The sequence below is a fragment of the Citrobacter sp. RHBSTW-00017 genome (genome assembly GCF_013797615.1).
GTDB classification, from domain to species: Bacteria; Pseudomonadota; Gammaproteobacteria; order Enterobacterales; family Enterobacteriaceae; genus Citrobacter; species Citrobacter braakii.
In genome coordinates this window covers 1,713,439-1,734,621 of sequence record NZ_CP056899.1, presented here as the reverse complement: position 1 = coordinate 1,734,621, position 21,183 = coordinate 1,713,439, and the positions used below count along the sequence as shown (strand labels likewise).

Here is a 21,183-nt window from a genome sequence, read left to right as displayed (position 1 = left end):
ACCGAGCGTTAATCGAATTTCTGATCGCGATTCAGGGTTACCCTGCTATTACCAGCGCTCTTTCAGCAGGTTCGGCTGAATACCACCAATCTGATGGGTATTGCTGAAGGACTGCTTGATGCCAGCTTCGAATTCTTCGCGGAAATATTTAATGGCGCTCTGCAGCGGCTCCACCGCACCCGGTGCGTGTGCACAGAAGGTTTTACCCGGGCCGAGGAAACGACACAGTTGCTCAAGCGTCTCGATATCCCCAGGCTGGCCTTCGCCACGCTCCAGCGCGCGCAGAATTTTCACACTCCACGGCAGACCGTCACGGCACGGCGTACACCAGCCGCAGGACTCGCGGGCAAAGAACTCTTCCAGGTTACGCACCAGAGGAACCATGCCAATCTCGTGATCGACGGCCATTGCCAGCGCGGTGCCCAAACGGCTACCGGCTTTACCAATGCTTTCGAATTCCATCGGCAGATCGAGGTGCGCTTCAGTCAGGAAGTCAGTACCCGCGCCGCCCGGCTGCCAGGCTTTGAATTTCAGGCCATCACGCATGCCGCCCGCGTAATCTTCGAGGATCTCGCGCGCGGTAGTACCGAAAGGCAGTTCCCACAGGCCAGGGTTCTTCACGCGACCGGAGAAGCCCATCAGCTTGGTGCCCGCGTCTTTGCTCTGCGAAATGTTCTGGTACCACTCCACGCCGTTCGCGAGGATAGCCGGTACGTTACACAGGGTTTCGACGTTGTTAACGCAGGTCGGCTTACCCCAAGCGCCAGAGCTTGCCGGGAACGGCGGCTTGGAACGTGGGTTAGCACGACGACCTTCAAGGGAGTTAATCAGCGCCGTCTCTTCACCGCAGATATAGCGCCCTGCCCCGGTGTGGACAAACAGTTCGAAGTCGAAACCGGTGCCCATGATGTTTTTGCCAAGCAAGCCGGCTTCGGTTGCTTCGGCAATAGCGCGACGCAGATGCACAGCCGCTTCGATATATTCACCACGCAGGAAGATGTAACCACGGTACGCTTTCAGCGCAAACGCGGAGATCAGCATGCCTTCCACCAGCAGGTGCGGCAGTTGTTCCATCAGCAGACGGTCTTTATAGGTACCCGGCTCCATTTCATCGGCGTTACACAGCAGGTAACGGATGTTCATGGATTCGTCTTTCGGCATCAGGCTCCACTTCAGACCGGTGGAAAAGCCCGCACCGCCGCGCCCTTTCAGGCCAGCGTCTTTTACCTGATTAACGATTTCGTCCGGTGACAGCCCGGTCAGGGCCTTACGTGCACCTTCGTAGCCGTTCTTGCTACGGTATTCGTCCAGCCAGACCGGCTGTTTGTCATCACGCAGACGCCAGGTCAGCGGATGCGTTTCGGGAGTACGGATAATGTCTTTCATTTATACCGCTCCAGCAGTTCGGGAATGCCTTCCGGGGTCAGGTGAGCATGAGTATCCTCATCGATCATCATGTTCGGCCCTTTATCGCAGTTCCCCAGGCAACAGGTCGGGAGCAGCGTAAAACGACCGTCAAAGGTCGTCTGCCCCGGCTTGATGTTGAGTTTTTTCTCAAGCGCAGCCTGGATCCCCTGATAGCCGTTGATATGGCACACCACGCTGTCGCAATAGCGGATCACGTGGCGACCTACCGGCTGGCGGAAGATCTGGCTATAGAACGTGGCAACACCTTCTACGTCGCTTGCCGGGATCCCCAGCACATCAGCGATCGCATAGATCGCCCCATCCGGCACCCAGCCACGCTGTTTCTGAACGATTTTCAGCGCTTCAATGGACGCCGCACGCGGGTCTTCGTAGTGCTGCTTCTCGTGCTCAATCGCTTCACGCTCAGCCGCACTCAGCTCAAAAGCCTCGGTTTGTGGTTGTTGATTCTCGTGCATAATTAGCGGTCCACATCTGACATAACAAAATCGATACTACCCAGGTGGACGATAAGGTCGGACACCAGGCTGCCACGTACCGCTACCGGGATCTGCTGCAGGTGCGCATAGCTCGGGGTACGGATACGGGTACGGTAACTCATGGTGCTGCCATCGCTGGTCAGGTAGTAACTGTTAATACCCTTGGTCGCTTCCACCATCTGGAAGGACTCGTTTGCCGGCATAACCGGTCCCCACGAAACCTGCAGGAAGTGGGTGATCAGGGTTTCGATATGTTGCAACGTGCGCTCTTTCGGCGGCGGCGTAGTCAGCGGGTGATCCGCTTTAAACGGGCCTTCCGGCATGTTGTTGAGGCACTGCTCAAGGATGCGCAGACTCTGGCGCAGCTCTTCAACTTTCAGCATCACGCGGGTATAGCAGTCGGACACGCCGCCGCCAACCGGGACTTCAAAGTCAAAGTTTTCGTAGCCAGAGTATGGACGCGCTTTACGCACGTCAAAATCAATACCGGTCGCACGCAGCGCAGCACCGGTACAACCCCAGTCCAGCGCTTCTTTCTTACCGTAAGCGGCAACGCCTTGCGAACGGCCTTTCAGGATGGTGTTACGCAGTGCGGCTTTCTCGTAGGAATCCAGACGCTTTGGCATCCAGTCGAGGAAGTCACGCAGCAGTTTGTCCCATCCGCGCGGCAGATCGTGTGCCACACCGCCGATACGGAACCAGGCCGGGTGCATACGGAAACCGGTGATCGCTTCCACTACGTCATAGATTTTCTGACGGTCGGTAAAGGCGAAGAAGACCGGGGTCATCGCGCCGACGTCCTGGATGAACGTGGAGATGTACAGCAGGTGGCTGTTGATACGGAACAGTTCAGACAACATAACGCGAATCACGTTGACGCGATCCGGCGTGGTGATGCCAGCCAGTTTCTCAACGGCCAGTACGTAAGGCATTTCGTTAACGCAGCCGCCGAGGTACTCGATACGGTCGGTGTACGGAATGTAGCTGTGCCAGGACTGACGTTCACCCATCTTTTCAGCGCCACGGTGGTGGTAGCCGATGTCAGGCACGCAGTCGACGATTTCTTCGCCATCAAGCTGCAGCACAATACGGAACGCACCGTGAGAAGACGGGTGGTTAGGACCGAGGTTGAGGAACATGAAGTCCTCGTTTTCGGAACTACGCTTCATGCCCCATTCTTCTGGTTTGAAGGTCAGTGATTCCATTTCCAGATCCTGTTTGGCTTTGGTCAGCTCAAACGGATCGAATTCGGTCGCACGCGCCGGGTAGTCTTTACGCAGCGGATGACCTTCCCAGGTATGCGGCATCAGCAGACGCGTCAGGTGCGGGTGACCTTCGATGTCGATGCCAAACATTTCCCAGGTTTCACGCTCATACCAGTTGGCGTTCGGGAACAGTTTGGTGAACGTCGGTACGCGCAGGTCGTTTTCAGACAATGCCACCTTGAGCATGATATCGCGATTGCGTTCAATGGAGATCAGGTGATAGAAAACGGAAAAATCCGCGGCAGGTAACCCTTCGCGGTGCGTACGCAGACGTTCGTCCATGCCGTGTAAGTCAAACAGCATGACGTAAGGTTTCGGCAGTCTCTTTAAGAAATCGCCAACTTCCAGTAATTGTTCACGCTTGACCCAAACAACAGGTACCCCGGTGCGAGTCGCCTGAACGGTAAAGGCATCCGGCCCAAAACGGTTGCGCAGTTCGCCAATGACCGGGTCATCAAGGTGATCCCGTGTTTGCCATACAGCGTCTTGCGCGGTTAAGTCGGTCATATTGTTCACCATTGCAAATGGTCCGTGGTGGTCGGCAGTGCTTCGCGCTATTTATGTAGTGATAAGCGAAGGAAGTGCTGCTGCCGACAGGCGCAAATTAAATCTCGTCTGGTGTACGAAGATTCGTTACAGCAATACGTTCGCCGCGTTTACGCTCGCGTTCTGACTGCATATTGGCGCGATAAACGCCCTGATCGCCAACCACCCAGGAGAGCGGACGGCGTTCTTTGCCAATGGAATCTTGCAGCAGCATCAGAGCCTGCATATACGCTTCCGGACGCGGCGGGCATCCCGGGATGTACACATCGACCGGAATAAATTTATCAACGCCCTGCACCACAGAATAGATGTCGTACATACCGCCGGAGTTGGCGCATGCGCCCATGGAAATAACCCATTTCGGTTCCAGCATCTGATCGTAGAGACGCTGAATAACCGGCGCCATTTTGGTAAAGCAGGTTCCGGCTACGACCATCAGGTCAGCCTGACGCGGCGATGCACGCAGTACTTCCGCACCAAAACGGGCCACATCGTGCACGGCGGTAAACGAGGTCACCATCTCAACGTAGCAGCAGGAAAGGCCAAAGTTATAGGGCCAAATTGAGTTTTTACGGCCCCAGTTAACCATGTCATGCAGCTTGCCCATGAACACGTTTTTGTTAACTTCTTGCTCCAGGGGGTCGGTTACGATCTCCTGTTTTTGCAGGGGGTAACGGTCGTTCTCACCGTTAGGATCTATGCGGGTGAGCGTATAATCCATCTTAATGCCTCGCGGTTAGCGTTGACGATTAGCGATACTGTTCGTTTCCGGGTTCATACGCTCGCGGCGTGAACGCGCGGGCGTCCAGTCCAGCGCGCCAATACGCGCCAGATAAACCAGACCTGCCAGTAACACAAAAATAAAAATTGCAGCTTCCACAAAGCCAATCCAGCCGCTTTCACGGATAGAAGTTGACCATGCGAACAGATACAGCGCTTCAACGTCGAAGATAACGAAGAACATGGCTACCAGATAAAACTTGGCAGACAGGCGCAAGCGGGCTGTGCCGACCGAGTCGATACCTGATTCAAACGGCACGTTTTTAGATCTCGCGCGCGCGCGACCACCTAAAAACCAGCCGCCGACGAGCATCAGGCAGCACAGGCCAATGGCAACAATAAGAAAGATAGCGAATGCCCAGTGATGAGCGATGATTTCAGTGGATGTTGACATACTCATTGCTTACTCATCAAAAGTAGCGCCAAATTCTCTGCTCTTTTCGGCAGATGAACGCCACATCGATTCATGGGGAGGAATAAAAAAAACCTTACAATCACTGTGAAAAACCATTTTATACAGCTAATTGATGGGGTTTTTTACTCCTTTCTATAACCTTTTGTCAACTTTAACAAAAGTTTCCTCACATTATTTTACACCGCTCCAACTTCATTAACATAAAGTGCTATTTAGACCAATTTCGATCGCATCATCGGTCATTTTTAATGTTGTTGAATCGTGTCCGTAGTGAAGTAAAAAAGATAATACTCACCTATTTTGACAGGAATTCACCCAGATGCCTCCCCCTAAATGGGAGTATTTTCTTGATCTGTGACACGCTTTTGTTAATTCACCATAAAAAACAGCAACAATTTCTCTAGTTTTTTAACATGGAAACAATTAGTAACGCTGCTGCTTATTTTTCAGCCAGGTGTCAGGCCGTTTTTTTACCTTCTGATTTTGTTAAGTTTTAGTATAGCAAATGACATAAAGCGGCAATATTTACCTAAAAAAAGAGCCGCTGGATGTTTTTTCATCACCAGAGGCTCTTTTTTACACTAACATTTTAAAACGATTTTATGTGACGGATTACTCAAAGTCGCCTTCAACAATCAGCGAGTCATCTCCCCCTTCAGGGGTAAACTGATTGTATTGCCAAGGATTTTGATACGTTTGCATCGACTTAAAGATAACTTCTGCCAACTCATTTTGCGTGGACGGATCGCAGCACAACAGATACTCAGTATCAGGCAATGGCGGTAATCCGTCGGCGGCGCCCAGTACGCGTAAATCTGGACTCATCATTTCAACAGGCCGCGCAGTGACGCCGAGCCCTGCTTTTACCGCCGCGCGAACCGCAGGTAAGGTTGAAGCAACATAAGCCAGGCGCCACGGGATCTGAGCAGCATTTAATGTCGCCAGCACGATATCGCGAAACGGGCTCGGATCGTCCAGCAGAACCAACGGTACCGGCTCACCTTTTTGCAGAATATATTCGGCAGCACAGTACCAATGCGTTGGCGAGGTACGCAGATTCAGACATTCAAAATCGCCAGGACGGTTGGTAGTCACAACCAAGTCCACTTCTTGCGACTTCAGCATATCCACCATGTAGGCGTTACGCTTGACCCTCACATCCAGCGCAAGCTTCGGATAAACCGAACTTATTCGGTTGAGCAGGAAAGGCAGTATGGTATCGGCTGATTCATCAGAAGCACCGATAGTTAACACTCCCTGAAGATTATTAAACATTAATGATGAGCATGCCTCATCATTAAAGCGCAGTATTTTTCTGGCGTAACCCAACAGTTGTATACCATGTTCGGTCAGTAGTTTGTTGCGTCCATGGCGCGCGAACAACTCTTTCCCCACGAGTTGCTCAAGACGCTGCATTTGCTGACTCACCGCAGACTGAGTTCGACATACCGCAGCTGCCGCAGCCGCAAAGGTATTCAGGTCGGCAACAGCAACGAAGGTTCTCAGCAGATCGAGGTCGAGGTTAATTATCGGACGATTTGCATTTATCATAGTTTTTCACTTACTCGCGGGTCATACCGGGTTAATGCTGTGCATTTGGAATCAAACAACTCCATTTGTAATGTGCCTCCCTCGCAGTTTCGCTTAGTGTAACCAAGTGAAAATAAGGATGTATTTGGTTTAACAAACGAAACAATTCTCTTTCCTGGCTATTTTAATTCCCGTGACATTCATCGGAATATAGCAACGAGAAAGAGCCGAATTTTTAGCTGCTGGATGATTCTGACTTAGGGAAAACATGTAAATTTTGTAAATTTAAAAAAAAGTTAACGAACAATAATTTACACATTAAAAACTAACTTTTCAGTGTGTTAGGAACAACCAACAAACATTTGAATTATCTTAAAATTCAGACTACTTACCATTTCATGAGACTTATCTTAACCTAAAACCACTATATTTATAAGTGTTATCGTGAATAATTCCAGGCTACCAGGTGTTATGTCAGAGCAGCGGTTTTGCTATTATTGGCCCATTCAATTTAATGTCGTTTAAATATTAAATAATAATTAATTAAGAATTCTTCAATTCATTAATTCTGCTTAACAATGAATTCACACCGTATCACGTACGGATCAGGCCGATAACAGGTCCCGCAGTTAAAACCTCAGTATTTTCGAATTACCTCATCCAGCTTAGACACCCGTGACATTTCGCTTTACAGGCTTAACTTTTTTTGACCAAACAATTCACCACAACCAAACCAATAAAACAAAATATACTACCAACAAAACACATCCAGATAGATTATTATCTCATAATATTTACATTATTTAGTTGTTAACAGTTAATTATCACTTCATAGCTTTTCAAAATCTTCTACTAAAGACCCTTCAAAACTCACCGCCGTGGGAGTACATTGTGCTGGGCTGACTTCCATGGCAGGGAGTGGCATTCACAGCTAAAAAGGTCAACGTTCATGTCCCCCATTGAAAAATCCAGCAAATTAGAAAACGTCTGTTATGACATTCGCGGCCCGGTTCTGAAGGAAGCAAAGCGCCTGGAAGAAGAAGGCAATAAGGTTCTGAAACTGAACATCGGCAACCCGGCGCCATTCGGGTTTGAAGCGCCAGATGAAATACTGGTGGATGTGATCCGCAATTTGCCAACAGCGCAAGGATATTGCGACTCCAAAGGCCTTTATTCCGCCCGTAAAGCGATTATGCAGCATTACCAGGCCCGTGGTATGCGCGACGTAACCGTGGAAGATATTTATATCGGCAACGGCGTTTCTGAATTAATTGTGCAGGCTATGCAGGCATTGCTGAACAGTGGGGACGAAATGCTGGTTCCTGCTCCTGATTATCCGCTGTGGACGGCGGCGGTATCGCTCTCCGGCGGTAATGCCGTGCACTACCTGTGTGACGAATCATCAGACTGGTTCCCGGACCTGGATGATATCCGCGCCAAAATCACGCCGCGTACGCGTGGGATCGTCATCATCAACCCAAACAACCCAACCGGCGCTGTATACTCTAAAGAGCTGCTGATGGAGATTGTTGAGATTGCTCGCCAGAACAACCTCATCATCTTTGCGGATGAGATTTACGACAAAATTCTCTACGACGACGCTGAGCACCACTCCATCGCTGCAATGGCGCCGGACCTGCTGACCATCACCTTCAATGGCCTGTCAAAAACCTATCGCGTTGCCGGTTTCCGTCAGGGCTGGATGGTGCTGAACGGGCCGAAGAAACATGCTAAAGGGTATATTGAAGGTCTTGAGATGCTGGCCTCTATGCGCCTGTGTGCCAACGTTCCGGCGCAACATGCCATTCAGACCGCGCTGGGCGGATACCAGAGCATCAGCGAATTTATCATGCCTGGTGGGCGTCTGTATGAACAACGCAACCGCGCATGGGAACTGCTCAATGACATTCCTGGTGTCTCCTGCGTAAAACCGCGCGGCGCGCTGTATATGTTCCCGAAAATTGATGCTAAACGCTTCAACATTCATGACGACCAGAAGATGGTGCTCGACTTCCTGCTGCAGGAAAAAGTACTGCTGGTTCAGGGAACAGCGTTCAACTGGCCGTGGCCGGATCATTTCCGCATCGTCACGCTGCCGCGTATTGACGATATTGAAATGTCGCTGAGTAAATTTGAGCGTTTCCTGTCAGGGTATCACCAGCTGTAATTAAACAAAGGCTGTCGGATGGATGACGAGTATTTGCATCTGACAGCCTTCTCTGCGCAAAATGACTCTTAGGTTGCCATCATATAAGGGTCGTTATGAAGCAGAGCCATTTTTTTGCCCACCTCTCCCGTCTGAAGCTCATTAATCGCTGGCCGCTGATGCGCAACGTGCGCACCGAAAACGTGTCTGAACACAGTCTGCAGGTTGCCATGGTTGCCCATGCGCTGGCCGCGATCAAAAACCGTAAATTTGGTGGTCAGGTTAATGCTGAGCGTATTGCTCTGTTGGCGATGTATCACGATGCGTCAGAAGTGCTGACCGGTGATCTCCCTACCCCGGTGAAATATTTCAACTCGCAGATTGCGCAGGAATATAAAGCGATAGAGAAAATTGCTCAGCAAAAGCTGGTCGATATGGTACCTGATGAACTGCGCGATATTTTTGCGCCGCTCATTGATGAACATGCCTTAAGTGAAGAAGAGAGATCGATTGTTAAACAGGCCGATGCCCTGTGCGCGTATCTGAAGTGTCTGGAGGAACTCTCTGCCGGTAATAACGAATTTCTGCTTGCCAAGACGCGTCTGGAAAAAACGCTGGAGTCGCGACGCAGCGAAGAGATGGACTACTTTATGGACGTGTTTGTCCCGAGTTTTCACCTCTCATTAGATGAAATCAGCCAGGATTCTCCGCTATAAAAGCATGACCCGGTGGCGGCGAAGATATCCCCGTCGCCATCCGCCAACAACATCAAAACGGAAACAGCATCGGGATCATCACCACGCACACCGCCATCACAATGATGGTAAACGGTACGCCAATCTTCACGAAATCGCTAAAGCTGTAGTTGCCAGGTCCGAGCACCAGAGTGTTTACCGGGGAAGAGACAGGAGTCATAAAGGCTGCGGATGCCGCCATCGCAATCCCCATCGCAAAAGGATACGGTGAAACGCCCATCGACTTTGCAGCCGCAAGCGCGATTGGCGCCATCAGCACCGCCGTCGCGGTGTTGGAGATAAATAACCCGATAGTCGCACACAGCACGAACAGGCAGCCCAACATCACATACGGGCCATACCCGCCGCCGACATCCATCAGCCCTTTCACCACCAAGTCGACACCGCCGGTTTTTTGTAAAGCCAGCGCGAAGGGCATCATCCCGACAATCAAAATAATGCTTGGCCAGTGAATCGCTTTATAGGCACTTTCGGCATCAATACAGCGAAATTTCCCCATCAGTAGACAGGCGATGATCGCAGCCACCGTATTGGGGATTTCATCAGTGAGCATCAGAGCAACCATCAGCACCAGACAGAAAATCGCATGCGGTGCCTGGCTGTGCGCCGGAGAAGCTTCACTGACTTCCTCGGGCATATTCAGCACGACAAAATCACGCCCTTTTTGTCCCAACAGTGTGATGAGCTTCCAGTTGCCCACCACTAATATGATATCGCCCATCAGCAATGGCTCATCCACCACCGCTCCAGCCAGAGCCGCGCCATCGCGCTTCAGCCCAACGACATTCAGCCCGTAGCGGGTACGAAAAGCGATTTCCCGTACCGTTTTGCCGATCAATTCCGATTCAGGGATCAGAGAGATCTCGGCCATCCCCACATCAAGCGCCTGCTCCGAGAAGTATTCGCCGCGTAGTACCATCGGTTCCAGAAACTGTTCACTGCAAAATTCACGCAGGTCGACATCGGCCGCGGACATATCAATCAGCAATACGTCACGGGCGCGAAACTCAGAAACCCCGTTAACGTCGACTATTACGCGACGAAAGCGACGCCAGCGTTCCACGCCAATCACGTTTGCTCCGTAGCGCTCACGCAGCTTCAGATCATCCAGACGCTGGCCAATCATAGGAGAACCGGGACGAATCGCCAGCCGACGCGCGCGCCCGGTCAGGCGATATTCTTTAATCAGATCGCGAAAGGTCCGGCGTTTCCAGCCGTCTCCCGGCTGTCTGGAATCTTCTCCCTTGAGCATAAAGCGCATCAGCAGCATATAAATTATGCCGAGAACCAGAACCACCAGCCCCAGCGGGGTAACGCTAAAAAAGCTGAACCCGTTAAGTCCTTCACGTAACAGTTCACTGTTGACGACCAGGTTCGGCGGCGTCGCCACCAGCGTCATCATGCCGCTTATCAGGCCGGCAAAGCTCAGCGGCATCATCAAGCGTGAAGGGGAAATTTCCATGCGCATGGAAACGCTTAAGACCACCGGGATAAAGATGGCGACCACGCCGGTCGAACTCATAAACGCCCCGAGTCCGGCAACGGTAATCATCAGCAACACCAGCATTTTGACTTCACTGCTGCCAGCCACCTTCACCAGCCAGGCACCCATTACCGTCGCCACCCCAGTACGCACCAGGCCGTCGCCGATAATGAATAATGCCGCTATCAAAATAACGTTAGGATCGCTGAATCCGGAAAAGGCTTCTGTGATGCTCAATGTTCCGCTCAGAACAAAGGCAATGATGACCAGCAAAGCGACCGCGTCCATACGCACTCTGCCAGTAACAAACAAGACGACGGCAATCGCCAGCAATGAGAGAACCCATGTCAATTCACCGTTCACAACATATCCTTGTTAAATGAGAGGGATGGATCGATTCTGCCATAAAAAAGCCCCAACAATCTGGGGCTAAATCATGTTCAGGTATTTCTTACCACGACCACATTTCCGTTAGGCTGTTTGGTCACAGAAATATGTTCCAGACTGGTCAGCGAAAAATCGACCTCATCCAGACGCGGCGTGTCCACAGGCGCGTTGACCGCTATCACATGACACCCTGCAGCCAGTCCTGAAAGCACCCCAGCGGGCGCATCTTCCACGACCGCGCATTCCTGAGGCGCAAGACCCAGAAGCTGGGCGCCTAACAGATAGGCGTCTGGCTCGGGTTTGCCTCTTTTTACCCGCTCGGCGGTGACAAACACTTCAGGAGCAGGCAGCCCCGCGACACGATGACGCGCTCGTGCGACCGGCATGGATCCGGAGGTCACAATCGCCCATGGAATACCCGCTTTATTGAGGTGGTTGAGTAAATCAACCGCTCCCGGCAGCGCTGTGATCCCCGCGGTTTCCGTCGCTTCGATCTGCTCCAGGCGGGTGAATTCCGCGGCGATCTCAGCCTCAGATTTGCCCACCATAAAGTGTCGCAGGGAGGTAATGGCCTGCTTGCCATGAATAAAGCCGAGCACCTCGGCGTGATCGAGGCCAAAACGATCGGCCCAGTTGCACCACGCGCGTTCTACTGCGGGTAAGGAATCGACCAGCGTTCCATCCAGATCAAACAGAAAACCTTTGCACTGCACGCTCGCCCCCTCAGGCATTAATGATTTGGTTAATTTCATTCGCACTCAGGTGATACTGGCGCGGGCAAGAGTGCCAGACATTCAGCATACGCTGATATTTTTCCCACATCGGGGTCTGGGCGTTGAAGCCATGCGTACCCGCATCAAAGTGGGTATAACGACCTTCCACATTAACCATAAAACGTACGTACCCGAGGTAACGGGCTTCCGTTGCGGCGTCAAAGCCAAGGAAGGTCACGCGGCGCTCATCAATAGCCTGCGCGTCCTTAAGATTAGTCCAGGACACATGTAATGCGTGATACATCTCCATAATATCGATAATCGTACGACAGGTTTCTTCCGTCAGCTCACCAAACTCACGATCCAGCTCGCGCATCTGCAAGCCGTAACCGCGTTCAATAATCGTCTGCAAACGACGATAACGCTCGGCGTTAGTGGGATCGAGCATAGTCATCATTTTGTACTGATTAGACAAAATCAGACGTTGAGCGTTGGTCATTTCCATTTGGGACTCCTGTATCACTACTACTGCGATGAAAAAAAAGAAGGCATCTTGTGCCTTCTTTTATATGCGTAATCAGGGGTCAATTACAAATCATCAAGGAAAGTTTTATCCAGTTGTTTGAAGGCGCGCTTAAGCGTGTCAGCCAGCGCCTGATAATCAGGCTTTCCTTCTACCGGAGTGAGCGCCTGCCCGGCTTCTTGCAATTTACCCCGAACTTCGTAGAACCAGTTGAGTATTGAAGGCGGCAGCGGCGTTACAGAACGTTTACCCAGCCACCACATGCCCTGCATCGGCAGGCTGAGCGCAAACAGCGCAGTCGCCACGGCCGGTCCCAACTGCCCCCCTAACGCAATTTGCCAGCATAAGGTGAAGACGGCGATAGGCGGCATAAAACGGATCGCGTAACGCGTCATGCGGATCACGCGGTTCTCTACAAACACAGGTGCGAGGCGCTTTTCCATTGGCCACGTCTTCGCATAGTGCTGCCCCCGGCGAAACAAGCTAAAAAAATTGACGGAACGATTATCCGGTGTCGACATGGCGGTTACCTCAACTTCACATATAAAAATTAAAAAATTTGTGCAAAACAACAACTACAAAGGACATCGTTCAAAACATTTTGTCTTTAATACCCACATTCAGGTATCCTGTGCCGGCCTGTAAGGCCTTTAGTCCAAAATCATTGAGTCGTCAAATTGACACATAGTATGCCATTGGCTGAAAAATACGCAAAATGACATAGACTCAAAGGTATTTATTCCATCGTGCCCAAAAAGACTATGGCGCATGATGTTAATCATAAACGTCGGTGTCATCATGCGCTACGCTCTATGACTTCCTGACGTTTTTTTAGCCACGTATCATAAATAGGTACTTCCATGTCGAGTAAGTTAGTACTGGTTCTGAACTGCGGTAGCTCCTCACTGAAATTTGCCATCATCGATGCAGTAAACGGTGAAGAATACCTCTCTGGTTTAGCCGAATGTTTCCATCTCCCAGAAGCACGTATCAAGTGGAAAATGGACGGCGGTAAACAAGAAGCGGCTTTAGGTGCAGGCGCCGCTCACAGTGAAGCGCTGAATTTTATCGTTAATACTATTCTGGCACAAAAACCAGAACTGTCTGCTCAGCTGACTGCGATTGGTCACCGTGTTGTTCACGGCGGCGAGAAATACACCGGCTCTGTGGTTATCGACGATTCTGTTATTCAGGGTATCAAAGACGCAGCCTCTTTTGCACCGCTGCATAACCCTGCACACCTGATCGGTATCGCAGAAGCGCTGAAATCCTTCCCGAATCTGAAAGACAAAAACGTGGCTGTGTTCGACACCGCGTTCCATCAGACCATGCCGGAAGAGTCTTACCTCTATGCTCTGCCATACAGCCTGTACAAAGAACACGGTGTTCGTCGTTACGGCGCGCACGGTACCAGCCACTTCTTCGTGACTCAGGAAGCGGCAAAAATTCTGAACAAACCGGTTGATGAGTTGAACATCATCACTTGCCACCTGGGCAACGGCGGTTCTGTATCTGCTATCCGTAACGGTAAATGTGTTGATACCTCCATGGGTCTGACCCCGCTGGAAGGTCTGGTGATGGGTACGCGTTCCGGTGACATCGACCCGGCGATCATCTTCCACCTGCACGACACCCTGGGCATGAGCGTTGACCAGATCAACAAAATGCTGACCAAAGAGTCCGGCCTGCTGGGTCTGACCGAAGTCACCAGCGACTGCCGTTATGTTGAAGATAACTACGCGACTAAAGAAGACGCTAAACGTGCAATGGACGTTTACTGTCACCGTCTGGCGAAATACATCGGTTCTTACACTGCGCTGATGGATGGTCGTCTGGATGCAGTTGTCTTCACCGGTGGTATTGGTGAAAACGCAGCGATGGTTCGTGAACTGTCTCTGGGCAAACTGGGCGTTCTGGGCTTTGAAGTTGACCACGAACGTAACCTGGCCGCACGTTTCGGCAAATCTGGTTTCATCAACAAAGAAGGTACCCGTCCTGCGGTGGTTATCCCAACCAACGAAGAACTGGTTATCGCGCAAGACGCGAGCCGTCTGACTGCCTGATTTCACACCGCCAGCCTAGCTGGCGGTGCTGTTTTGTAACCCGTCTACATCGACGGTAACGAAAGAGGATAAACCGTGTCCCGTATTATTATGCTGATCCCTACCGGAACCAGCGTCGGTCTGACCAGCGTCAGCCTTGGCGTGATCCGCGCAATGGAACGCAAAGGCGTTCGTCTGAGCGTCTTCAAGCCGATCTCTCAACCGCGTGCCGGTGGCGATGCGCCAGACCAGACTACCAGCATCGTCCGTGCTAACTCTTCTCTGCCAGCCGCTGAGCCGCTGAAGATGAGCCACGTTGAATCTCTGTTGTCCAGCAATCAGAAAGATGTGCTGATGGAAGAGATCATCGCGAACTACCACGCGAACACTAAAGACGCTGAAGTTGTACTGGTTGAAGGCCTGGTCCCAACCCGTAAACATCAGTTCGCGCAGTCTCTGAACTACGAAATCGCGAAAACGCTGAACGCAGAAATCGTCTTCGTAATGTCTCAGGGTACCGATACCCCGGAACAGCTGAACGAGCGTATTGAACTGACTCGCAGCAGCTTCGGCGGCGCGAAAAACACCAACATCACCGGCGTAATCGTTAACAAACTGAACGCACCGGTTGATGAGCAGGGCCGTACTCGCCCGGATCTGTCCGAGATTTTCGACGACTCTTCCAAAGCGAAAGTGATCAAAGTTGATCCGGCTAAACTGCAAGAATCCAGCCCGTTGCCGGTTCTGGGCGCGGTGCCATGGAGCTTCGATCTGATCGCAACGCGTGCAATCGATATGGCGCGTCATCTGAACGCCACTATCGTTAACGAAGGTGATATCAATACCCGTCGCGTGAAGTCTGTGACTTTCTGCGCACGCAGCATTCCGCACATGCTGGAGCACTTCCGAGCAGGTTCTCTGCTGGTGACTTCCGCCGATCGTCCTGACGTGCTGGTTGCAGCATGCCTGGCAGCCATGAACGGCGTGGAGATCGGTGCCCTGCTGCTGACTGGCGGCTACGAAATGGACGCGCGTATCACTAAACTGTGCGAACGTGCATTTGAAACCGGCCTGCCGGTATTCATGGTGAACACCAACACCTGGCAGACCTCTCTGAGCCTGCAGAGCTTCAACCTGGAAGTTCCGGTTGACGATCACGAACGTATTGAGAAAGTTCAGGAATACGTTGCTAACTACATCAACGCTGACTGGATTGAATCCCTGACCGCGACCTCTGAGCGCAGCCGTCGTCTGTCTCCGCCAGCGTTCCGTTATCAGCTGACCGAGCTGGCACGTAAAGCCGGCAAGCGCGTTGTTCTGCCGGAAGGTGACGAGCCGCGTACCGTTAAAGCAGCGGCTATCTGTGCTGAACGCGGTATCGCAACCTGCGTACTGCTGGGCAACCCGGATGAGATCACCCGCGTTGCGGCCTCTCAGGGCGTTGAGCTGGGCGCTGGCGTAGAAATCGTTGATCCAGATGTGGTTCGCGAAAGCTACGTTGCTCGCCTGGTCGAACTGCGTAAAAACAAAGGTATGACCGAAACCGTTGCCCGCGAACAGCTGGAAGACAACGTGGTTCTCGGTACCCTGATGCTGGAACAGGACGACGTTGACGGTCTGGTTTCTGGTGCAGTTCATACCACCGCGAACACCATCCGTCCGCCGCTGCAGCTGATCAAAACTGCACCGGGTAGTTCCCTGGTGTCTTCCGTGTTCTTCATGCTGCTGCCGGATCAGGTTTACGTATACGGCGACTGCGCGATCAACCCGGATCCGACTGCAGAGCAACTGGCAGAAATCGCGATTCAGTCCGCTGAATCCGCCATTGCTTTCGGTATCGAACCGCGTGTAGCAATGCTCTCCTACTCCACCGGTACTTCTGGTGCAGGTAGCGACGTAGAAAAAGTTCGTGAAGCCACGCGTCTGGCGCAGGAAAAACGTCCTGACCTGATGATCGACGGTCCGCTGCAGTATGACGCCGCGGTTATGGCTGACGTAGCAAAATCCAAAGCGCCGAACTCTCCGGTTGCAGGTCGTGCTACCGTGTTCATCTTCCCGGATCTGAACACCGGTAACACCACCTACAAAGCGGTACAGCGTTCTGCCGACCTGATCTCCATCGGGCCAATGCTGCAGGGTATGCGCAAGCCTGTGAACGACCTGTCTCGTGGCGCACTGGTTGACGACATCGTCTACACCATCGCTCTGACCGCGATCCAGTCTTCCCAACAGCAGCAGTAATCTGTCGAGTGTGCCGGATGTCTTATCCGGCAACACTTCTGCTTATTAAACCGGAAATAGCTTATATTTCCGGTTTTTTTATACCTGTTTTTCCCGTTGGCATATTCTGAAACATTTGCCAGGATGCGCTGCATCAATGAATAACTATTCTCCTGTTTGCATACTTATCCTCTTTTGCATTGCAACAGGGATAGTCTTTCATGTCAGCAGTAACAGAAACACAGCCAGCTAAAAAATGGGCGATGCCCGATACGTTGGTGATTATTTTTTTCGTTGCCATTTTAACCAGTCTGGCGACATGGGTTGTGCCCGTCGGGATGTTCGACAGTCAGGAAGTGCAGTATCAGGTTGATGGACAAACCAAAACCCGTAAGGTGGTCGACCCCCATTCTTTTCGAATTCTGACCAACGACGCGGGCGAAGAGCAGTATCACCGGGTGCAGTTTTTCACCACCGGTGATGAGCGCCCTGGCCTGATGAATTTTCCGTTTGAAGGGTTAACCTCCGGCTCTAAATTCGGCACTGCCGTCGGCATTATTATGTTTATGCTGGTGATTGGCGGCGCATTCGGCATCGTTATGCGTACCGGAACCATCGATAACGGCATCCTGGCGCTCATCCGCCATACGCGAGGAAACGAAGTCCTGTTTATCCCGGTGCTGTTTGTTCTCTTCTCATTAGGCGGCGCGGTGTTTGGCATGGGGGAAGAGGCGGTCGCCTTTGCCATTATTATCGCACCGTTAATGGTACGGTTAGGTTACGACAGTATCACCACCGTTCTGGTCACCTATATTGCGACTCAAATTGGATTCGCCAGCTCATGGATGAACCCGTTCTGCGTGGTCGTCGCGCAGGGGATTGCGGGCGTGCCGGTACTCTCTGGTTCCGGTCTGCGTATCATTGTGTGGGTGGTTGCGACCCTGATAGGGCTGACCTTCACGCTGGCCTATGCGGCGCGCATCAAAAAGAATCCGCTTTTGTCCCGGGTACATGAATCCGACCGTTTCTTTCGCGAACAGCAGGACGACGTTGTGGAACGACGCTTCACGCTGGGCGACTGGCTGGTGCTGCTGGTGCTGACTGCGGTAATGATTTGGGTTGTCTGGGGCGTGATCGTCAACGCGTGGTTTATTCCTGAGATCGCCAGTCAGTTCTTCACCATGGGCCTGGTAATTGGCATCATCGGCGTGGTCTTTCGTCTCAACGGCATGACGGTCAACATCATGGCCTCCTCATTCACTGAAGGCGCACGAATGATGATTGCCCCTGCCCTGCTGGTCGGTTTTGCCAAGGGCATATTACTGCTGGTCGGTAATGGAGAGGCGGGTGAAGCCAGCGTGTTGAACACGCTGCTGCACAGCATTGCCAACGGCATCAGCGGGCTGGATAACGCCATCGCGGCGTGGTTTATGCTGCTGTTCCAGGCAGTGTTTAATTTCTTCGTTACTTCCGGCTCTGGTCAGGCTGCATTGACCATGCCGTTATTAGCACCCTTAGGCGATCTGGTTGGCGTAAACCGTCAGGTCACCGTACTGGCCTTCCAGTTTGGCGACGGATTCAGTCATATTATCTATCCTACATCGGCATCGCTGATGGCAACGTTAGGCGTGTGTCGGGTGGATTTTCGTAACTGGCTGAAGGTAGGCGCCACGCTGTTGGGACTGCTGTTTATTATGTCCAGCGTGGTGGTAATTGGCGCGCAGATAATGGGTTACCATTAAAAAACGATTGCCCGGCCTACACGATTTCTCGACGCTGTAGGCCGGATGAGCAGATTTTACTCAGCTTCTTCCTGCTTTTCGGCTTTCGCCCCTTCATTCTTAGCGTTGCGGGTCATCCACAGCGCCAGGGCTTTCAGTGAGTCCGGCGTAAATTCGTCGCAGCGCGCGGTAATTTCTTCCGGCGTCAGCCAGCAAACTTCACTAACCTCTTCTTCCTGAAGCGCAAACGGTCCGTGGGAAACACAGCTAAACAGCCCGCCCCATACGCGACAGTTCTGGTCTTCAAAATAAAACTGCCCATGCTCGGCAAACGGCACGCCCGCAATCCCCAGTTCCTCTTCCGCTTCACGGCGCGCTGAATCCAGTAGTTGCTCGTCAGCCTGCACAACACCGCCAGCGGTGGCATCCAGCATGCCGGGCAAAAAATCTTTTGTCTCAGTACGACGCTGAACCAGAATTTTGCCCATACCATCATGCACGACGATATACGTTGCACGATGGCGTAAGCGTTGCGCCCGCATTTGTTCCCGGCTGGATTGTGCAATGACTTCGTTGTCTTCATTCACAATATCCACCCATTCCGTACTTGCCAAACGACGCTGTTCCACCATCAGGAAACCTTCTTTTTTCTTGCGCTCTTACGGCGCGTTTATGTTTGTGGGGTAAATTACGGATTAATCTCGACCTGTGCAATAACACTTTGATCATTGAGTGCCATTACGCTGAGAACATTATCATCCAGAATCCCGTAACTTGCCGCAAAGCCCCCTTTCGGGATGCTTACCGAGCCGGGATTGAAGTGGTAAACATCCCCTTGACGCTCAGCGACGGGCAAATGTGTATGCCCATAAACCAGCACATCTCCCACGTTGAGTGCCGGCATATTTTGCGGACCAAAAAGATGCCCGTGCGTCAAAAAGAGTCGCTGGTTTTCTGTCAGAATTTGCTGCCACGGCGCGGTCATCGGAAAATGCAGAAGCATCTGATCCACTTCGCTGTCACAATTGCCACGCACCGCGATAATCCGCGCTGCCAGCGCATTCAACCGCTCAGCAACCTGCGCAGGCGCATAGCCTTCCGGGAGCGCATTACGCGGTCCGTGGTTTAAAACATCACCCAATATCACCAGCCATTGCGCACCGCTTGCGGCAAACCGTTCAAGTACGCGTTCCGTGGCTGGCAACGAACCATGAATGTCCGATGCGAACATCAGTTTCATCACTCACTCCTCGTTGAAAAGTACTTTGTAATGATACTGGATTACGCCCCGTTTTTCAGCAGGAACGCTTCGCTGAAAGCGCGATAAAACGCTGGACTGAAGCGCGCTGCCACTGGAAGGCGGCATATTCTGCAAGCGCTTCGGGAACCTCATCGCCGTTAAGGACCAGACGATTCAGCATTAGCGCTAAATCGCAGTCGGCAATACACCATTCGCCAAATAAATTCTGCTTCCCGTGGCTCAATAAATGGCTCGCAGTGGCGAACAATTTCTCCGCACTGACTTTTCCCGCTTCGCTTAACGGACCTTTCTTCACGCCAGCAAAAACTACGTCCGTTGAGCGTTCTTCACGGATAGGCATCAGATCGCTGCGGATCCACGCCTGAACCTGGCGCGCCCGCGCGCGCTTTTGCACATCGTGTGGGTAGATACGCTCCCACTGCGGTGGTGCAAAGCTCTCTTCCAGGAACTCAGTTATCGCTGATGATTCGCTCAGCTCGAAACCGTCGATTTCAAGCACCGGTACGCGCCGCGTTAACGCATACCCTTGCCATGAAGGTTGCAAGTGTTCGCCGCTGTTGAGATCAACGGTTTTCAGCGTAAAAGGCAGTCCTTTCTCTTGCAGAGCGACATAAACAGACAGCACGTAAGGGGAGAAAAAATTGGCATCTGACCACAGCGTAATTGCAGATTTGCTCATAATGTCCTCTGAAATGTATTGGCTTGCCTTCAAAATATAGAGTCTTTCTCTCACTGTCACTTGATGAAAACTCACGCACGCCAACAGGCTCTATACTTGTTATGACCCGGTTCATGACAAAACGGACGCTGAAAATGATCGATCTCTATTACACTCCATCGCCAAACGGTCACAAAATCACGCTGTTTCTTGAAGAGGCGCAGCTGCAATACCGTCTGATTCATGTCGATATCAGCAAAGGTAGCCAGTTTCACCCTGATTTTCTGCAAATCTCACCAAACAATAAAATCCCGGCCATTATCGACAGTGCCCCGGTAGACGGCGGAAAGCCCATCAGCCTGTTTGAGTCCGGAGAAATTTTACTCTATCTGGCAGAAAAGAGCGGTAAGCTGCTGAGCGGTGAGTTACGTGAACGCCACACTACGCTGCAGTGGTTGTTCTGGCAGGTCAGCGGCCTCGGACCCATGCTCGGTCAGAATCATCATTTTAGCCACTACGCACCACAAACGATTCCCTACGCCATTGAAAGATACCAGGTTGAAACCCAGCGCCTGTACAACGTGATGAATAAACGTCTGGAAACGTCCCCCTGGCTGGGAGGCGATCACTACAGCATTGCCGACATTGCCTGCTGGCCGTGGATCCATGCTCATCAGCGTCAGCGCATCGACCTCGACAACTACCCGGCGGTCAACAACTGGCATGAACGCATCCGTACACGTCCCGCAACGGAACGCGCCATGCAACAAGCACAAAGTGAGAAGCGGTGACGCGATTCGGTTCTCGTGTATCATGCAAAGGTTCATACATGGA

At 51.9% G+C, this 21,183-nt stretch carries 19 protein-coding genes; 6 read left to right on the top strand and 13 right to left on the bottom strand.

Annotated features, from left to right (window positions below; translation table 11 throughout):
• Positions 1 to 48 precede the first annotated feature (48 nt).
• The 6 genes from nuoF to lrhA form a co-directional block, all read right to left on the bottom strand.
• Positions 49 to 1,386 carry an NADH-quinone oxidoreductase subunit NuoF gene (nuoF, locus tag HV037_RS08455; RefSeq protein ID WP_016153836.1) on the bottom strand — a complete coding sequence of 446 codons (1,338 nt, stop codon included), beginning with the start codon at positions 1,384 to 1,386 and terminating at the stop codon, positions 49 to 51.
• A complete protein-coding gene (gene nuoE / locus HV037_RS08450; RefSeq protein WP_103284044.1) occupies positions 1,383 to 1,883 on the bottom strand; it encodes an NADH-quinone oxidoreductase subunit NuoE in 501 nt (166 codons plus the stop codon). The genes nuoF and nuoE overlap by 4 nt, the downstream gene beginning before the upstream one ends.
• Before the next feature lie 2 nt (positions 1,884 to 1,885).
• Entirely contained in the window at positions 1,886 to 3,688 is a 1,803-nt protein-coding gene (gene nuoC, locus HV037_RS08445; RefSeq protein WP_016153837.1) for an NADH-quinone oxidoreductase subunit C/D, read from the bottom strand.
• A gap of 85 nt (positions 3,689 to 3,773) precedes the next feature.
• A complete protein-coding gene (gene nuoB / locus HV037_RS08440) occupies positions 3,774 to 4,436 on the bottom strand; it encodes an NADH-quinone oxidoreductase subunit NuoB (protein ID WP_003028075.1) in 663 nt (220 codons plus the stop codon).
• A gap of 15 nt (positions 4,437 to 4,451) precedes the next feature.
• Complete coding sequence (gene nuoA, locus HV037_RS08435; protein ID WP_103284045.1) at positions 4,452 to 4,895, bottom strand: NADH-quinone oxidoreductase subunit NuoA; 444 nt, start codon at positions 4,893 to 4,895, stop codon at positions 4,452 to 4,454.
• Between the two features lie 627 nt (positions 4,896 to 5,522).
• Positions 5,523 to 6,461 (bottom strand): transcriptional regulator LrhA, encoded by a 939-nt coding sequence (gene lrhA, locus HV037_RS08430; RefSeq protein ID WP_016153838.1) that lies wholly within the window; start codon positions 6,459 to 6,461, stop codon positions 5,523 to 5,525.
• A 928-nt stretch (positions 6,462 to 7,389) separates the two neighbouring features.
• Here lrhA and alaA point away from each other — a divergent pair.
• Together alaA and yfbR are read left to right on the top strand one after the other, a co-directional pair.
• A complete protein-coding gene (alaA, locus tag HV037_RS08425; RefSeq protein WP_005129483.1) occupies positions 7,390 to 8,607 on the top strand; it encodes an alanine transaminase AlaA in 1,218 nt (405 codons plus the stop codon).
• Positions 8,608 to 8,702: 95 nt separating this feature from the next.
• On the top strand, positions 8,703 to 9,302 hold the full coding sequence (gene yfbR, locus HV037_RS08420) for a 5'-deoxynucleotidase (RefSeq protein WP_003028083.1): 600 nt from the start codon (positions 8,703 to 8,705) through the stop codon (positions 9,300 to 9,302).
• Positions 9,303 to 9,354: 52 nt separating this feature from the next.
• Here the strand turns inward: yfbR and HV037_RS08415 are convergent, their stop codons facing one another.
• From HV037_RS08415 to yfbV, 4 genes are all read right to left on the bottom strand, one after another.
• Entirely contained in the window at positions 9,355 to 11,187 is a 1,833-nt protein-coding gene (locus tag HV037_RS08415; RefSeq protein ID WP_016157043.1) for an SLC13 family permease, read from the bottom strand.
• A 77-nt stretch (positions 11,188 to 11,264) separates the two neighbouring features.
• Positions 11,265 to 11,942 (bottom strand): sugar phosphatase, encoded by a 678-nt coding sequence (locus HV037_RS08410; protein WP_085951065.1) that lies wholly within the window; start codon positions 11,940 to 11,942, stop codon positions 11,265 to 11,267.
• The gene (locus HV037_RS08405) at positions 11,935 to 12,429 is read right to left on the bottom strand and encodes a YfbU family protein (RefSeq protein ID WP_016153841.1); all 495 of its coding nucleotides are present in this window, start codon (positions 12,427 to 12,429) and stop codon (positions 11,935 to 11,937) included. Before HV037_RS08405 ends, HV037_RS08410 begins: the two co-directional genes overlap by 8 nt.
• Positions 12,430 to 12,512: 83 nt before the next feature.
• A complete protein-coding gene (gene yfbV / locus HV037_RS08400; protein ID WP_016153842.1) occupies positions 12,513 to 12,968 on the bottom strand; it encodes a terminus macrodomain insulation protein YfbV in 456 nt (151 codons plus the stop codon).
• Positions 12,969 to 13,307: 339 nt separating this feature from the next.
• Here yfbV and ackA point away from each other — a divergent pair, with 339 nt between their 5' ends.
• The 3 genes from ackA (at position 13,308) to yfcC (ending at position 18,451) form a co-directional block, all read left to right on the top strand.
• The gene (gene ackA, locus HV037_RS08395; protein ID WP_016153843.1) at positions 13,308 to 14,510 is read left to right on the top strand and encodes an acetate kinase; all 1,203 of its coding nucleotides are present in this window, start codon (positions 13,308 to 13,310) and stop codon (positions 14,508 to 14,510) included.
• A gap of 75 nt (positions 14,511 to 14,585) precedes the next feature.
• Complete coding sequence (gene pta, locus HV037_RS08390; RefSeq protein ID WP_016153844.1) at positions 14,586 to 16,730, top strand: phosphate acetyltransferase; 2,145 nt, start codon at positions 14,586 to 14,588, stop codon at positions 16,728 to 16,730.
• A 200-nt stretch (positions 16,731 to 16,930) separates the two neighbouring features.
• The gene (yfcC, locus tag HV037_RS08385) at positions 16,931 to 18,451 is read left to right on the top strand and encodes a putative basic amino acid antiporter YfcC (protein ID WP_016157044.1); all 1,521 of its coding nucleotides are present in this window, start codon (positions 16,931 to 16,933) and stop codon (positions 18,449 to 18,451) included.
• A gap of 56 nt (positions 18,452 to 18,507) precedes the next feature.
• Here the strand turns inward: yfcC and yfcD are convergent, their stop codons facing one another.
• The 3 genes from yfcD to yfcF are packed head-to-tail and all read right to left on the bottom strand — an operon-like array spanning position 18,508 to position 20,370.
• The gene (yfcD, locus tag HV037_RS08380; RefSeq protein ID WP_006683645.1) at positions 18,508 to 19,062 is read right to left on the bottom strand and encodes an NUDIX hydrolase YfcD; all 555 of its coding nucleotides are present in this window, start codon (positions 19,060 to 19,062) and stop codon (positions 18,508 to 18,510) included.
• Positions 19,063 to 19,118: 56 nt separating this feature from the next.
• A complete protein-coding gene (yfcE, locus tag HV037_RS08375; RefSeq protein WP_016153846.1) occupies positions 19,119 to 19,670 on the bottom strand; it encodes a phosphodiesterase in 552 nt (183 codons plus the stop codon).
• A 55-nt stretch (positions 19,671 to 19,725) separates the two neighbouring features.
• A complete protein-coding gene (gene yfcF / locus HV037_RS08370) occupies positions 19,726 to 20,370 on the bottom strand; it encodes a glutathione transferase (protein WP_016153847.1) in 645 nt (214 codons plus the stop codon).
• 134 nt (positions 20,371 to 20,504) lie between these two features.
• Between yfcF and yfcG the strand changes: the two genes are divergently transcribed.
• Complete coding sequence (yfcG, locus tag HV037_RS08365; RefSeq protein WP_016153848.1) at positions 20,505 to 21,140, top strand: GSH-dependent disulfide bond oxidoreductase; 636 nt, start codon at positions 20,505 to 20,507, stop codon at positions 21,138 to 21,140.
• Positions 21,141 to 21,183: the final 43 nt, after the last annotated feature.